Source organism: Acinetobacter dispersus (assembly GCF_009884975.1).
Taxonomy (GTDB): domain Bacteria; phylum Pseudomonadota; class Gammaproteobacteria; order Pseudomonadales; family Moraxellaceae; genus Acinetobacter; species Acinetobacter dispersus.
On sequence record NZ_CP041970.1, the window covers coordinates 1,812,857 to 1,829,483 of the forward strand.

A 16,627-nucleotide genomic window follows, 5' to 3' on the forward strand; every position below is an offset into this window, starting at 1 on the left:
CAACATATGCAACAATGGCTACGATCATCTAAATTTTTACTTATCTTTTTACCCGTTTGGTTATTGATGAGCTCATGGATTCGTCCACTATCTGTACCAGATGAAGGACGATATGGGGATATTAGTCGCGCAATGCTTGAATCAGGAGACTGGCTGATTCCACGTATTAACGGCTTACCTTTTATGCACAAACCACCTTTATTACATTGGCTCTCTACCGCTTTTATGGAGATATTTGGCCTTCATCCTTGGGTATTACGCCTTATTCCTACTTTAGCTGGCAGTATAATGCTGATCAGTCTTTTTATCTTTTTAAAAAAGCATGTTTCGGAACATATTGCTCAGTTAACCATTATTATCTTAGCAACCAGTCTTTTGTTCTATGGCAGTAGTGAATATATCAACCATGATCTACTAGTCGCTTCATGGATAACCGTTTGTATTCTGAGTTTTGTTGACTTTAGCCTTTCAGGTAAAAAAACCGTTCTATTTTTAGGCTACTTTGCTGCTGCAGCAGGCTTTCTCAGTAAAGGTCTAATCGGTGTCTTGATCCCAGGACTAGTATTATTGCCTTGGCTACTCTACACGCGTCAATGGAAACAAATTCCAGCCTTACTCAACCCATTTGCAATTCTGTTCTTCCTTGCTCTGACAGCACCATGGGTTTATCTGGTTCAATTAAAATACCCGCAATTTTTACATTATTTCTTCATTGATCAACAATTTAGTCGTTTTAGTTCGAATGGATTTAATAATAAGCAACCTTGGTTTTTCTACTATCTCATTCTATTTGTAAGCTTTTTACCGTGGTTGTTTGTGAATCGTTTTAGATTCTCAAAACGTATTTTTCAAGCATCACTGCCTTCTTCTTTGCTCGCTCTCTGCCTCTGGTGGTTTATATCGGTGAGTATTTTCTTTTCCATCCCCCCTTCAAAATTAGCTGGTTATATCCTCCCTGCCGTACCACCTTTAGCCATTTTACTAGCTGTCACAGTACGCCCTATTCTAGATAATTTTGATAAGAGCAAACTTCAAATCTGGGGTCCTGCTACCTTTATCTTTATTTTAGGGCTTGGGATCATTTTAGTGCCACATTTCATAAAGAATAATCATGCTTTTTATACCAGTCACGCTATTCAAATTTACATGATTGGCACGACTCTATGCATTGTTCCTTTTAGCTTAATGCTGTTATTTAAACTGAAGAAAATAGATTATTTAACCGCAATTTTCTTAAGCTTAATTCTATTTTGTACGTCTATTTCAGCAGCAGTGCGCGTTCTAGACACTAAGAACAATGCTGCCCAAGTCGACTTTGCAAAATCGATGAATCCCAAATCAGATGTGGTCTTTTATTACAATTACTTCTACGACATTCCTTTTTTATTAGACTTAAAAAAACCAGTTTATATTGTCAATGATTGGGATAGTGTAAAAACAGATAACTCATCTTTAGAACTTAAAGATGGCTTGCTATTTGAACCTGAGCGTAAACAATATTTATGGAATAAGCAGCAGCTCCAAAACATGTTAAAACAGAACCAGCCAGTAGTTGTTGTGAGTAACCCTGGCGGCTACAAACCAGATCATCCCAACGTTAAAGTTCTGCATTACCGCAACTATGATGTATTTCTAATCAACCAAAATTTTTAAATAAAAAAGGAAGCTCATTAGCTTCCTTTTTTATGATCAGAATATTTACGCTTCTGGCGTATCATCTTTAGGTTCTACAGCCACTTCTTCAGAAGTTGCAACCTCACCAACCTCGGTAGTTTCTACTTCTTCTGTAGCATCTAACTCTTCGTCATCTTCTACAGCTTCAATCGAAACAACACCAACTAAGGTTTCAGCATCGCTCAAACGAATCAAACGAACACCTTGTGCATTACGACCGGTGGTTGCAACTTCAGCTGCACGGGTACGTACCAATGTACCGCCATCTGAAATCAGCATGAGTTCTTTGCTTTCATCAATAGATACTGCACCAACAAGCTCACCATTACGTTCGCTGGTCTTGATTGCAATTACACCCTTACCACCACGTTTCTTGGTCGGGAAGTCATCTACTGGCGTACGTTTACCATAACCGTTAGCACATGCACACAGCACTTCACCTGTTTCAGGTACAACCACAAGCGAAACAATGCGGCTAAGCACATTTGAATCTGACGAATCATCATTATCATCCGAATCATCATTTTCAACGTCTGCATCATCAGCTTCAATGGTATTGCTTGCAAAACTTACACGCATACCACGGACACCTTTCGCGGTACGTCCCATTGCACGAACATCAGTTTCAGCAAAACGAATTGCTTTACCTTCGTTCGAGAACAGCATGATTTGCTGTTGACCATCGGTAATTGCAACACCAATCAGAGTGTCTTCTTCATTCAATTCGATCGCACGTAAACCATTTGAACGCACGTTACTAAATTGCCCCAACTCAACACGTTTTACTGTGCCTGATGCTGTTGCCATGAAGACATAATGGTTTTCAGGGAATTCTGTCAAAGGCAAGATTGCAGTCACGGTTTCATTTGCATCCAATGGAAGCAAATTAATAATCGGACGACCTTTCGCACCACGAGACGCTTGAGGTACTTCGAATACTCTTAAGCGATACACTTTACCGACATTGGTAAAGCATAAAACCGTCGCATGGTTTGATGCCACAATTAAATGTTGGATGATGTCATCATCTTTCATTGAAGTTGCTGACTTACCACGACCACCACGACGCTGTGCTTGATAATCAGAAAGTGGTTGAGTTTTCGCATATCCCGTTTGAGAAACAGTCAATACAACCTGCTCTTCAGGGATCAAATCTTCACGGCAGAAATCAACACCAGACTCTACGATTTCTGTGCGACGTCCATCACCATATTGCTGCAAGATCAAAGCAAGTTCTTCGCGAATCACATTCATCAACAAATTGAAATCATTCAAAATTGCAGTTAATTCAGCAATTTGACCTAAGATTTCAGTATATTCAGCGTGTAACTTGTCTTGCTCTAAGCCGGTTAAACGGTGCAAACGTAATTCTAAGATTGCTGCAACTTGCGTAGGTGACAAGCGATAAATATCACCAACCAGTCCGAATGGACGTGCTGGATCTTCACCTTCAATCTCATCTGGGCGAACAGAAATCGCACCTGCTTTTTCAAGCAATGCAACCACACCACCACCAGCCCACTCGCCTGCTTGTAAACGCTCACGCGCTTCAGCTGGATTAGCAGAGCTTTTAATGGTTTCAATAATGGCATCGATATTTGCCAAAGCAACCGTTAAACCTTCTAAGATATGGCCACGCTCACGTGCTTTACGCAACTCGAACATGGTACGACGAGTCACCACTTCTTGGCGATGACGAATAAATGCCGCAATAATATCTTTCAGGTTCATCAACTTAGGCTGACCATTATCTAGGCAGACCATGTTGATACTGAACGAGTTTTGCAATTGGGTATGTAAAAATAAATTATTTACTGCAACTTCTGCATTTTCACCACGCTTCAAGTCGATCGCGATACGCATACCGTCTTTATCTGACTCATCACGTAGCTCAGAAATTCCTTCAAGTTTCTTTTCTTTCACTAATTCAGCAATACGCTCAATGGTTCTTGCTTTATTGACTTGATAAGGAATTTCAGTAAATACGATCGTGGTACGACCTGTTTTTTGGTCTTCTTCGAAGTGATATTTACCACGAATATGCAAACGGCCTTTACCAGTACGATAAGCATCAACAATACCTGACTTACCGTAAATAATACCGCCTGTAGGGAAATCTGGGCCCGTAATATGCTCCATCAAACCTTCGATAGAAATATTCGGGTTATTGGCATAAGCCAAACATGCATTCACGACTTCAGTCATGTTATGCGGCGCCATGTTGGTCGCCATACCTACCGCAATACCAGTCGTACCATTAATCAAAAGATTTGGAATACGTGTCGGCATCACTTGAGGAATACGTTCAGAACCGTCGTAGTTATCTTCCCAATCAACAGTATCTTTTTCTAAGTCTGCCAAAATTTCATGGGTTAACTTTTGCATACGGACTTCGGTATAACGCATTGCTGCTGCGCTATCACCATCGACTGAACCGAAGTTACCCTGACCATCAACCAACATATAACGTAAGCTGAAGTTCTGCGCCATACGAACGATTGTTTCGTATACTGCAATGTCACCATGAGGGTGATATTTACCGATCACATCCCCGACAACACGAGCAGACTTTTTGTACGCTTTGTTATAATCATTGCCCAATTCGTGCATCGCAAATAAGACACGACGATGAACAGGTTTTAGACCGTCTCTCACATCTGGCAATGCACGAGATACAATTACGCTCATCGCGTAATCTAAATATGAATGCTTGAGTTCGTCCTCAATGGCAATCGGTCTGATTTCCGATACGCTCATGCATACTCCTTGTTTACAGATAGAGAGTTCTACCTGTTTTTATGTCTTAAATATTGCAAAAATTTAGCTCAAGAGCTTGAACTAAAAATAAAAAATACAGCGAAAAATTATAGCATAAAGGACAAACCAACTGTGAGTTTAAACTTTGAAAAATAGCATTTTTTTACAATAAAAAGTATATATAAATTAACAACTTAAAATTATCAAATGCAAGAACGACAGATAAAAATCGATTCTTACCCATTTTGGGCAAAAGATCGTCAAACGATGAGATAAAAACAACGAATTTAATGGACTAATTTCAATTAGGCCCAAGCTCAAAAATTGAGCTGAGCCACATTAAATCACTCAAGAATAAGAACCTGACTTAGCTTCAATTGGAAGCGTTTCTGACTCGGTCTTCGACTTGATCATGTTGCATAAAATAAAAGGCCATAAAGAATAGGGCTAAAATAAAAGGCGTTTCATATAACTCTTCTACAATATCCAGACTTATTACATCAGCGAATAACCATGTATGAACGAAACGGTGATGCTCCATACTCTCAGCAAAGAATAAAGACAGAACAAGACTCCCTTCTTCTTCCCCATTAGAATCTAACATTCATTTGTCTGGACGATATTGTGTAGGAATCCACTGGTAACCCTTACTATTTTTTCCGATATGACCAATCCCAGGGAAAGCAACATGTGCAGCACCAATCCACCATTGATTTTGATAAGCTTGCTCGAAAATATTTTTACGAACCGCAATTGCATGTTGAGAATTGGTATCAGGTTTATAACTGGCTTCAGGATAAGGAAATTGCACAGCAGCGTAATGCACCACATCGCCCAAGCCCAGAAACTTTTGTCCATTCTGACCATCGACCAAATAAGATGAATGGCCTTCGGTATGACCATGTGTCGTAATTAATTCAACATTCGGAACCTTAAACGAATCTTTGGTGAAAGCAATCAACTGTCCAGCCTGCTGGTAAGGTTTTAATGCATCACGTGTCATTTTAAATAAAGGTTTAAAGAAATCAGTGGCTTTTGCTTCGTTCTCAGCCGATGTCCAATAGTCCACATCCTCTTTGGCCAGATAAACTTTGGCATTTGGATAAGCCATTGTTCCATCTAGCGTAATTCCACAAAGATGATCAGGATGGGCGTGGGTAATTAGAATGGTATCAATTTGCTCAGGTTGTAATCTCGCCTTTTTTAAATTTTCAGGGACATAGCCCAAGCTCGGGCCAAAACATTTTGCCGTGCCCGCATCAATTAAGATATTTTGTGTTGGTGTTTGTACGAGATAAGCAGAAAAATCGGTCACAATATGATTATGTTCATCGACAGGTACAAAATTCTCTTTGAATAGCTGATTGGCTTTCTCTGTTGAAATACCCAACAAATCACTGCGTGGTAATCCCAACTCCCCATCAAACAAAGCCGTAACTTTTAGATTACCGACAGGCTGTAAAAAATACCCATCAACCTGTTGTACCTGTGGATTAGATTCAGCATATGTCGTGCTGGTACTAAACAGTAACGCTATTAGGATATGCTTTAATAATTTCACACTCATCACCTTGATATTTGATTGATTTAAATCTAACTATTTTTAGTCACGAAAATCGCTCAATCATCTACGTGAATCGCTCAATTTAGATTATTACAAAGATAAAACAGCGGGATCCACTTCATAACGCTGCATAAACCGTTCACGAAACGTTGCAGTAGATTGATAACCAGATTTTGCTGCAATCGTTTTCATAGGCAATTTATTTGAGTACAACAACTCCAATGCATAAGCAAGCCTTGCCTGAGTAATGATTTCTCTCAAAGAAGTCTGTTCATGGCTCAGTTTACGGCGCAGTGTGGCACTACTTAGACCTAAACGCATTTCAATTTCACTGGATTGCCATTGATGCTGCGGGTCATCTATAACCCATTGGTAAATTTGCGTTGCCAGTTTCAGTGGGGGGAGAATAAGTACATCTGCACAATGCTGTTGGCATAACTGTACCAGTATCGCAGCAATAGATAAGCGCGCCTTAACCAAATCTTGTTGAAATAAAGCCGTTTGCCACTCAAGCAGAGACTCTGCAAAATCCGTGATTGAAAATCTTAAGATAGATTCTGTTTTATCCGTAATCGGCTTGGCCCAAATCATCTATGCAGCATGAATCACTTCTTCACACATCGGTACCAGAATTGTCAAATATTCGCCTGTCTCTGAATCTGGGATATTCACCGTATCTGCTACGGTATCTGGCTTAATAATAAAAAGATCGCCTGCGTTGAGCTCTATTTGCTTATTATAAGTATTCAAGCGTTGTTGCCCATGCAGAATAATCCCCATGTGCAGCTGATTCACTTTAATATTTGACAGTCCATGCTGGTTCTTGGCCCGAATACACAAATAATCCCGCGCCATATCTGCGTGTGCTAATTTAACCAGTGAACGATGTAAATAATCAGCCTGTATTGAAGCCGAAGAATTAATACTCATAACCATGAAAAATAAAAACGCCCTTGAGCTATGTATAGCACAAGGGCGTTTGTTTGAATAAGTATCAGGCTATAATATTACAGCTTGCTTACCAATTCAGGTACAACAGTGTTCAAATCACCCACTAACCAGTAGTCAGCAACACTGTTGATTGGCGCTTCTTCGTCTTTGTTGATTGCAACAATAACTTTAGAATCTTTCATACCTGCCAAGTGCTGAATCGCACCAGAGATACCAATCGCCATATAAAGATCTGGAGCAACGATTTTACCAGTTTGACCAACTTGGAAATCGTTCGGTACGAAGCCAGCATCTACCGCAGCACGTGAAGCACCTTGAGCAGCACCAAGCTTGTCTGCTAATGGGTCAAGTACTTTGTGATAGTTCTCACCAGAACCTACACCACGACCACCAGAAACAACGATACGTGCAGCAGTTAATTCTGGACGATCAAGTTTCACGATTTCTTCGTTTACAAATGTAGAAATACCAGCGTCTTTCGCTTCAGCAACAGCTTCAACCGCAGCAGAACCACCTTCAGCAGCAACTGCATCAAATGCTGTACCACGAACTGTACCAACGATGATTGCTTCGTCAGATTGAACTGTTGCAATCGCGTTACCCGCATAGATTGGGCGTTTGAAAGTATTTGCAGATTCAACAGCAATGATGTCTGAAATCATGCTTACGTCAAGAAGTGCAGCAACACGTGGAAGAATGTTCTTACCCGTCGTTGTAGAAGCAGCTAATACGTATTTGTATCCGCCTTTCGCGATGTCAGCAACTAAGCCAGCAACGTTTTCAGCCAATTGGTTTGCATAAGCAGCATTGTCAGCAAGTAATACTTTGCTCACACCGGCAACTTTAGCAGCAGCATCTGCAACTGCTTGAGCGCCAGAACCAGCAACTAATACAGTAATATCACCACCGATTTTTTGAGCTGCCGCAACAACGTTTAAAGTTGCACCGTTAAGTGTCTGATTGTTGTGATCAGCGATAACTAAAATACTCATGATTTTATCCTTCTGTATTAGATCACTTTCGCTTCGTTTTTCAATTTTTCAACAAGCTCGTCTACAGACTTCACTTGTACGCCAGCTTTACGTTCAGCAGGTGCTTCAACTTTAATTGTTTTAAGTTTAGTACCAGTTGCAACGCCATAATCAGCAGGAGATTTTGTATCAAGTGGCTTTTTACGTGCTTTCATGATGTTTGGAAGAGCAGCATAACGTGGCTCATTCAAACGTAAGTCAGTGGTGATGATTGCTGGAAGTGCAAGCTCAACAGTTTGCAAACCGCCGTCAACTTCACGAGTAACCTGAACTTTACCGCCATCTACTTTAACTTCAGATGCGAAAGTACCTTGACCTGCACCGAGTAAAGCACCGAGCATTTGACCTACTTGGTTAGAGTCATCATCAATTGCTTGTTTACCAAGAAGGATAAGTTCTGGTTTTTCAGCATCAACAACGCCTTTCAAGATTTTAGCAACTTCTAAAGCGCCAACTTCATCAGCAGTTTCAACTAAAATACCGCGGTCAGCACCTAAAGCCATTGCAGAACGAATTTGTTCTTGAGCGTCTTTAGAACCCACTGAAACAACAACGATTTCAGAAACTGTTCCTTTTTCTTTTAAGCGAACCGCTTCTTCCACTGCGATTTCACAGAATGGGTTGATTGACATCTTAACGTTGGTAAGGTCAACCCCACTATTGTCCGGCTTAACACGAACTTTTACGTTGGCATCAACCACACGTTTTACAGCGACAAGAGCCTTCATGTAATCCTCGGCTGTTCTAAGCAAGTAAATGTAATGAAGAGCATTCTAACTCTTCGATCGAAACTTTTTAGGTGCCCTATCTTGCAATGTATTTGGCATTTCGGTCAAGTCACAATTTCCGCTACGGCTATAAAAAAGATGAAACGCTCAGTTCACATATTGAAAATAGTTATTCATTTTACAAATTTAGTTAACAAGAAGGATGAATATTAAACTTTGATTTTTTTAATATTTTATAAAATTCAATGATCTAAAACAGGCTTTTTCAATCTTTCGCGCATGTTCTGTAACGGATCATTTCTCGTAAAAATTGACAGCTTTATGGTTTTGCAAAAATGTGGCAATTAAGTAAGAACAACAATTCGACAGATGTCGTTAATAAAGCGGAAAAGTAGTCGACTATTAAACGCTCAAATTTGCAACATAATATATCAAAATTTAGCTTTTTTGCGCTCTTGGGTGGGTTTGATCATACACTTTGGCCAATTGTTCAAAGTCCACATGGGTATAAATCTGGGTAGTCGACAAATTACTGTGCCCAAGCATCTCTTGTACAGAACGTAAATCACCGCTGGCTGATAGCATATGACTGGCAAAACAATGCCTTAATAGATGAGGATGTAAATCGACATTCACACCTGGACGTTGTGCTTGCAGTTTGACCCGATTTTCAATTTGACGCGGCGTTAAAGCATTACCACGCTGCGAGATAAAAACAGCTGAATCAGCATTAAAACCACCTTGCCAAATTCGATAGATTTTTAGCCATTCAACCAAGCTGTCTTTGGCTTTAGTACCAAATGGAACGATCCGAGTTTTATTGCCTTTACCTGTAATACGTAACAGCTGTCGATTAAAATCAATATCTTTAACTGTTAAACCTTGTAGTTCAGCTAAACGCAAACCACTTGAATATAATAGTTCAAGTATGGTTTTATCACGTAACCATAACTGTTGTTCGATCGGCTTTTCTGGTGCTGCTTGATCTAAAATTTGATGTACAGTCTCAATATCAATCATGCCCGGCAAAGGTCGTGGTTGACGCTTTAATTTAAAATCTTCGGATGGATTTTGTTCCAAATATTGACCTTGTTTCGCCCACTTCATAAATTGGCGAATTGAAGTCAAATGACGCTGCAAGCTACTACTACTCAGTTGATCTCGTTCAACCCGATTAGCCAGATACTCTCTCAAATCCGATGCTTCAATATCTTGCAGTTGTAATTGCTTATATTCACAGAACTTAAAAAAATCCGCTAAATCGCGTTGATAAGCAGCAATGGTATGTTCAGATTGATTTTGAATCGTTCGTTCTTTTAACCACATGGATAACAGTTTTTCAGGGCTTTCCAAATTGCTCTCCAGTGTTATGCCTATAGCTACTGCTACAGTCTAGCAAATTTTACTGCGATTTATCGTTAAACCAATATCGAAGTATTGATGCCTGTGTAATACAATAAATTTCAAGTTTTAAGTAGCGCCATCATCATGACAACAATGCTTATTCCCTATCTTGTTGCAATTACCCTGCTTACACTGACGCCAGGTTTAGATACAACACTGATTATCCGTACCGCAACACTTGAAGGTAAAGCCAAAGCTTTTCAAGCGGCTTTGGGTATTAATCTAGGTTGTATTGTGTGGGGAATCATCGTGGCTTGTGGCTTAGGTGCCTTATTGATGACCTCAGATATTGCCTTTAACCTTTTAAAATGGATGGGTGCAATTTATTTAGCATGGTTAGGCTTAAATCTTATTTTAAAACCTCGCAACCAACTCGCGGGTTTAAATGACGCTACAACGACTCAAAACTGGTTTATTAAAGGCTTCTGGGGCAATTTGCTCAATCCCAAAGTTGGTATTTTTTATATTTCCTTCTTACCTCAATTTATCCCGCAGTCCTCATCTCCAGTCATCTGGACTATGGGACTGGTGATGATTCATGTCATGATTGGATTTATTTGGTCAATCTTCTTGATCTCAACGATGCAGTCCATTTCAGCTTATTTAAAGCAACCTAAATTCATTCTCTATATGGATCGTATTACAGGGAGTATTTTCATTTTATTTGCACTCAAACTCGCATTCAGCAAACGATAAGCAATAAAAAGCGCGTTGATTAAAACGCGCTTTTTTTTAAATCTTAGATCATCAGCCTTGAAAGTATCTAAGATCCAAACGAGCATCATAAACATGCGTGGTTGGACCTGTCATCCAGACCACATCCCCTTCACGCCAAGCGATATGTAACTTACCACCTGCAAGCTGAACTTCAACTTCATTCGCCAGCAAACCACGGCGCATACCACTGACTGCTGCTGCGCAAGCACCTGTACCACAGGCCAAAGTTTCACCTACACCACGCTCAAATACACGTAGACGAATATGCTTTTCATCCAGAATTTGCATAAATCCAGCATTCACACGTGCAGGAAAACGCGCATGTGATTCCACTTGTGGACCAATACGCTCAACATCAGCGGTTAGCACATCTGGTACGATGGTCACAGCATGCGGATTACCCATATTCACAACATCAATGTTAATGCTTTGACTATCAGCAAGTTCCAGTTTATATAAACCTTCAATATCTTCATGCTCTTGCGTAACAAACGGAATTTCTTCTGGAAGAAATTTCGGTGGCCCCATGTTGACGCGCACCCAACCATTTGCACCCAATTCAGGTTCAACAATACCTGCTTTGGTTTGCACACGAATTTTGGTTTTAGTCGTCAATTGACGCTCATGTACAAAGCGAGCAAAACAACGCACCCCATTACCGCATTGTTCGACTTCAGAACCATCAGCATTAAAGATTCGATATTTGAAATCGACATCTGGCAAATCAGGTGGCTCAACAATCAATAGTTGATCAAAACCCACACCGAAATGACGATCAGCTAAACGCTGAATCGTGACTGTATCTAAATAAGCTCGTTGGGTAACAAGGTCAACAACCATAAAATCATTGCCCAACCCATGCATTTTGGTAAATTCTAAATACATCTCAATTTACTCCTCAGGCAACAAACGCTCTTTTTCCCAAAGGGATTCTATGGTTTCGCGCTCACGAATTAAATAGGCTTGATCACCACTGACCATAACTTCAGCAGCACGACCACGCGTATTATAATTAGAACTCATCACAAAACCGTATGCGCCTGCACCCAACACAGCCAATACATCATTTTCCTGCAGCGCCAACTCACGTTCTTTACCCAAGAAATCACCAGTTTCGCAAATGGCACCGACTAAATCCCAAGTTTTAACTTCAACGTCAGTATTTGGATTAACCGACTGAATATCCATCCAAGCTTCATATAAAGCTGGGCGGATTAAATCATTCATGGCTGCATCAATAATGGCGAAGTTACGATGATTAGTCGGTTTGAGTAAATCCACCTTGGTTAATAATGCGCCTGCATTGGCAGAAATACTACGCCCCGGCTCCATATATACTTTGAGACCCAATTTTTCTAAAGCTGGACGCATTGAATTGGCATACTCTCCAACACTTGGCGGCGTTTCATCTTTATAACGCACACCTAAACCGCCGCCAATATCAATATGTTTGAGGTTGATACCCAAGCTTTTCAATTGCTCAATCATTAAAATCACACGATCAAGTGCATCCACAAAAGGCTTGGTCTCGGTCAATTGCGAACCAATATGACAATCAATCCCAACAATCTCAAGATTTGGTAATGAAGCAGCATATTGATAAGTTTCATCAACAGTATCACTTGGAATACCAAACTTGTTTTCTTTCAAACCCGTTGAGATATAAGGATGAGTTTTGGCATCTACATCTGGATTTACACGTAACGAAATCGGTGCCTTTTTGCCAAGTTTTGCTGCAACTTTTTGAATGCGATCCAGCTCAGCATGCGATTCGACATTAAAGCAAGCAATCCCGACATTTAAGGCTTTTTCGATATCTGCTTCAGATTTACCTAAACCAGAAAATACAATTTTCGAAGGCTCACCGCCTGCCGCCAGTACACGTGCCAATTCGCCACCTGTCACGATGTCAAAACCTGCACCTACTTTTGCCAATACATTCAACACAGCCAAGTTTGAGTTTGACTTCACTGCAAAACAGATTTGATGATCGATAAAATCAAAAGCACGGTGCATATCCAAGTAATGCTTTTCAAAAGTTGCTTTTGAATAAACATACAAAGGCGTGCCGTATTGCTGTGCGAGCTGATCCAGTGAACATTGCTCAGCATGCAATACTCCATTAATGCGAGTGAAACTCATGAAGATGTCCTTATTTACAAACTTAAGGTGAGATGGTCTGTGATTGAGTCATTGAAGACGTCGCTTGGCTTTCCATTTTTACATCGTCTGCTTTGCTTGCTGACGATGCTTTCGCCTGAGATGCTTCATTTTTATAAAGCAGATATTTTGCACGATTGTCGTAGTTTGGATCAGATAGCAATTGCAATGCACCTGACTGACCACATGCAGTTAAAACGACACTGCTGAGCAATAAACTGATTGAACAAATGACTTTAAGCATCTGAGCACCTAACTTTTACAATTCGGAGCAGTATAGCGTGATCATCAGATTGGCTAAAGTCTAAACTTCAATGAATAAAACAATAACCATAAAAAAACGCCGACTTTAAAGTCGACGTTTTCATCATCATTGAGCTAAAAGCTTACTTTTTCTTATAAAAGAAATAACCAATGGCCAAAATAATGAACCAGATTGGGCTGACTTTTAATGATTCTAAAGTCGTTTCATCCAACGCTAGGAAGTAAATTGTTGCAAGGAAAAATAAAATCACAACCCAACATGTAAACACGCCACCAGGCAATTTAAATGTAGATTGTGCATGCAGTTCAGGACGATTTTTGCGGTAGTTAATATAACTCCACATGATAATGATCCATACACAGATGAACAGAATCGTTGATAAAGTCGTCGCTAAAGTAAATGCTGTAACTTCGTCATTAGTACCCGTTTGTAATTTATAAACGAACTGTACGAATGCACCGATAAAGATACAGATTGACGAGAAGATTAAAGCTTTTGCAGGTACTGCAGATTTAGACAGTTTTCCGAATAGTTTAGGTGCTTGATTATCTCCAGATAAACCAAACAACATACGACTGGTCGAGAACACACCACTGTTCATTGATGACATCACTGACGATAACACCACCAGGTTCATAATGATCGCAGCAGATGCAATCCCCGCTTGCGAGAAGATATTTACGAATGGACTGACTTTAGGATTAATTTGATCCCAAGGTGTCACACACATCACCACGAACAATGCCAATACATAGAAAATAATGATACGAATTGGAATCGAGTTAATCGCTTTTGGTAAATTGCGTTTTGGATCTTGTGTTTCAGCAGCAGTTGTACCCACCAACTCCACACCGACGAAAGCGAAAATTGCAATCTGGAAACCCGCCAAGAAACCATCTAAGCCTTTAGGGAACATGCCACCATGTGTCCATAAGTTAGACACACTTGCTACAGTACCAGAAGCATTGGTAAATCCAGTAAAGATCATCCACAAACCAACAGCAATCAAGACAATGATCGCTGTGATTTTCACCATCGCAAACCAGAACTCCATTTCACCAAACAGCTTTACGGTGACCAAATTCAAGCCAAGTACGAATAGAATGGCGACGGTACTAATCAGCAGGCCACCAGCAGCACTGAAGGATTCACCACCATTGAAGAATTCAAGATAATAAATAATGGCTGATAAATCTGCGATACCAATCGTGACCCAACAGAGCCAGTAAGTCCAACCTACAAAATAGCCAGCCCAAGGGCCAATTAAATCCGTCGATAAATCAATAAAAGATTTATAGTTTAAATTTGATAGTAAGAGTTCTCCTAATGCACGCATTACGAAGAACACCATCAAACCAATGGTCATGTAAATAAATAGAATTGATGGTCCAGCTAAACTAATGGTTTTACCAGATCCCATGAACAACCCTGTTCCAATGGCACCGCCAATCGCAATCAACTGCAGATGTCGATTAGATAGACTACGGTGAAGTCCGCTTTGTTCAGCAGCCTCACTCAGATTTTGATTCGACATTTTACAAAAACTCTCCAGTGTTTTAGTTCATTAGCTGAAACAACGCCGAACAACGATTCGTACCATTTTTAGTATCTTTTCTCGTTATTCATGAGTTGGCTTGCTTTAGCTAAGAAATGTTTTACCTGTATTTTTTTCAAGTGAAATACAATCGAATTCGATCATACGCACAAGGTTAAAACAATACAATGAACTTATGAGGGCAACTCATCAGTCATAAAAAGGCACTTCAAAATTAAAGAGTGGCAATTTAAGCCACTCTTTTTCTACTTGAGAAAATATTGATTTATAATTCAATCATTAGAAGTTTACTTCTGTTTATTTTTGAGACGCTCCTCCCAAAAAGTTGCATTACGGATACCCAATTTAATTGGATCAAATGTAAACTCCTTAACTCCTGCTTTTTGTTGTTCTTCATAGTCACGTAAAGCTTTAATGGTCGGTTTCCAAATAAAATAAGTGACGATAATGCCAATAATATTGATCCATGCCATTAAGCCAACGCCAATATCACCAATCCCCCAAATGTAACCTGTTGCGCTTACAACACCATAAGCCACAGAAATCATAATAAAACATTTGGTGATGAACAGCAGTGATGGCGCTTTGGTGATATAACTCAGATAGGTAATATTGGTTTCCGCAATATAGTAATAGGCGACGATCGTCGTAAAGGCGAAGAAGAATACAGCCAATGCAACAAAGATTTGACCAAAGCCACCAAATACGGTGCTCACTGCCATTTGTGTAAATGCAGGTGAACCAATTTCAGTAGTGGCCGCAACATTTTGTACAATAAACTGCCCTGCTTCTAAAGTACCTTGTACGTTATACATACCAGTGATTAAAATCATAAAGGCTGTAGCAGAACATACAAATAATGTGTCGACATAAATCGAGAAGGCTTGGACAAAACCTTGTTGTGCTGGATGTTGAACCTCAGCCGCTGCTGCTGCATGTGGCCCCGTACCTTGTCCCGCTTCATTGGAATAAACACCACGTTTTACCCCCCAACCAATTGCAGCACCTAAGCCTGCCATTGGAGAAAAGGCATCTTCAAAAATGAGTTTGATTACTCCAGGTAATTCTTGAATGTTCATCCCAACAATAATGACAGCCATCAGAATATAACCTAATGCCATAAATGGCACGACCAACTCTGCAAAACGCGCAATACGTTTGATTCCACCAAAAATAATGATAGCCAATAAGGTTACAATCACAACAAGCGCTAATAATTTATACGCACCCACATTACCAAACACGATAGCGCCTTCACCCGTAATTTGGGTAAATGCATTACCAACGGCATTGGCTTGAATACCTGGTAAAAATAAACCACAAGAAATAATCGCAGCAATGGCAAATAGAATTCCTAACCAACGTTGCCCTAGTCCACGATCGAAATAGAAAGCAGGACCACCACGATATTCACCTTGATACTCCACTTTATAGATTTGACCAAGTGTTGATTCAACATAAGCAGTACTTGCACCAAGAAATGCAACCAGCCACATCCAAAACACAGCACCTGGGCCACCGAAACCAATTGCTGCCGCAACACCTGCAATATTACCAACACCAACACGTCCAGATAAGGAGACCGATAGCGCTTGGAATGATGAAATCCCTTGTGCTGAAGATGAACCATTAATCAATAGCTTCGCCATTTCCTTAATTTGGCGAACCTGTACAAACCGAGTTAAAATAGAAAAAAATAAACCTGCACCGAGGCATAAATAGATCAGCGCTGGACTCCAGATAATCCCATTGACCCAATTTACAATTTCTGCTGCACTCATAGACATCAACCTTTATTATATATTTTGAAAAGATAGTCAC

Annotated in this window: 13 protein-coding genes and 1 pseudogene; 2 read left to right on the forward strand and 12 right to left on the reverse strand. The window is 40.1% G+C overall.

What is annotated here, in order from left to right; genetic code table 11:
• Positions 1-6: 6 nt before the first annotated feature.
• Complete coding sequence (locus FPL17_RS08385; protein WP_159884455.1) at positions 7-1,653, forward strand: ArnT family glycosyltransferase; 1,647 nt, start codon at positions 7-9, stop codon at positions 1,651-1,653.
• A 45-nt stretch (positions 1,654-1,698) separates the two neighbouring features.
• Here the strand turns inward: FPL17_RS08385 and gyrA are convergent, their stop codons facing one another.
• The 7 genes and pseudogenes from gyrA to xerA form a co-directional block, all read right to left on the reverse strand.
• Positions 1,699-4,431 (reverse strand): DNA gyrase subunit A, encoded by a 2,733-nt coding sequence (gene gyrA, locus FPL17_RS08390; RefSeq protein ID WP_159884457.1) that lies wholly within the window; start codon positions 4,429-4,431, stop codon positions 1,699-1,701.
• A 373-nt stretch (positions 4,432-4,804) separates the two neighbouring features.
• Positions 4,805-5,035 carry a hypothetical protein gene (locus FPL17_RS08395; protein ID WP_420867266.1) on the reverse strand — a complete coding sequence of 77 codons (231 nt, stop codon included), beginning with the start codon at positions 5,033-5,035 and terminating at the stop codon, positions 4,805-4,807.
• On the reverse strand, positions 5,036-5,998 hold the full coding sequence (locus FPL17_RS08400) for an MBL fold metallo-hydrolase (protein WP_159884459.1): 963 nt from the start codon (positions 5,996-5,998) through the stop codon (positions 5,036-5,038).
• 87 nt (positions 5,999-6,085) lie between these two features.
• Positions 6,086-6,925 (reverse strand): annotated as a pseudogene (locus FPL17_RS08405) (helix-turn-helix domain-containing protein).
• A gap of 77 nt (positions 6,926-7,002) precedes the next feature.
• Positions 7,003-7,938: an FAD-binding protein gene (locus FPL17_RS08410; protein ID WP_004771288.1), complete on the reverse strand. Its 936-nt coding sequence runs from the start codon at positions 7,936-7,938 to the stop codon at positions 7,003-7,005.
• Between the two features lie 17 nt (positions 7,939-7,955).
• Positions 7,956-8,705 carry an electron transfer flavoprotein subunit beta/FixA family protein gene (locus FPL17_RS08415; RefSeq protein ID WP_004654672.1) on the reverse strand — a complete coding sequence of 250 codons (750 nt, stop codon included), beginning with the start codon at positions 8,703-8,705 and terminating at the stop codon, positions 7,956-7,958.
• A 438-nt stretch (positions 8,706-9,143) separates the two neighbouring features.
• Positions 9,144-10,031, reverse strand: a complete 888-nt coding sequence (gene xerA, locus FPL17_RS08420) for a site-specific tyrosine recombinase/integron integrase (RefSeq protein WP_167515405.1) — start codon at positions 10,029-10,031, stop codon at positions 9,144-9,146.
• A gap of 162 nt (positions 10,032-10,193) precedes the next feature.
• Here xerA and FPL17_RS08425 point away from each other — a divergent pair, with 162 nt between their 5' ends.
• A complete protein-coding gene (locus FPL17_RS08425; protein WP_159884463.1) occupies positions 10,194-10,805 on the forward strand; it encodes a LysE family translocator in 612 nt (203 codons plus the stop codon).
• Positions 10,806-10,856: 51 nt separating this feature from the next.
• Here FPL17_RS08425 and dapF read toward each other — a convergent pair whose 3' ends face one another.
• The 5 genes from dapF to FPL17_RS08450 all read right to left on the reverse strand — a co-directional run bounded on the left by dapF (position 10,857) and on the right by FPL17_RS08450 (position 16,587).
• Positions 10,857-11,711 carry a diaminopimelate epimerase gene (gene dapF / locus FPL17_RS08430; protein WP_005190264.1) on the reverse strand — a complete coding sequence of 285 codons (855 nt, stop codon included), beginning with the start codon at positions 11,709-11,711 and terminating at the stop codon, positions 10,857-10,859.
• A gap of 6 nt (positions 11,712-11,717) precedes the next feature.
• Complete coding sequence (gene lysA / locus FPL17_RS08435) at positions 11,718-12,968, reverse strand: diaminopimelate decarboxylase (RefSeq protein WP_159884464.1); 1,251 nt, start codon at positions 12,966-12,968, stop codon at positions 11,718-11,720.
• A 22-nt stretch (positions 12,969-12,990) separates the two neighbouring features.
• Entirely contained in the window at positions 12,991-13,230 is a 240-nt protein-coding gene (lptM, locus tag FPL17_RS08440; RefSeq protein WP_159884466.1) for an LPS translocon maturation chaperone LptM, read from the reverse strand.
• Positions 13,231-13,372: 142 nt separating this feature from the next.
• Positions 13,373-14,785, reverse strand: coding sequence for an amino acid permease (locus FPL17_RS08445; protein ID WP_151714784.1), 1,413 nt, complete (start codon positions 14,783-14,785; stop codon positions 13,373-13,375).
• A 308-nt stretch (positions 14,786-15,093) separates the two neighbouring features.
• The gene (locus FPL17_RS08450; RefSeq protein ID WP_159884468.1) at positions 15,094-16,587 is read right to left on the reverse strand and encodes an alanine/glycine:cation symporter family protein; all 1,494 of its coding nucleotides are present in this window, start codon (positions 16,585-16,587) and stop codon (positions 15,094-15,096) included.
• Between the last annotated feature and the right edge of the window lie 40 nt (positions 16,588-16,627).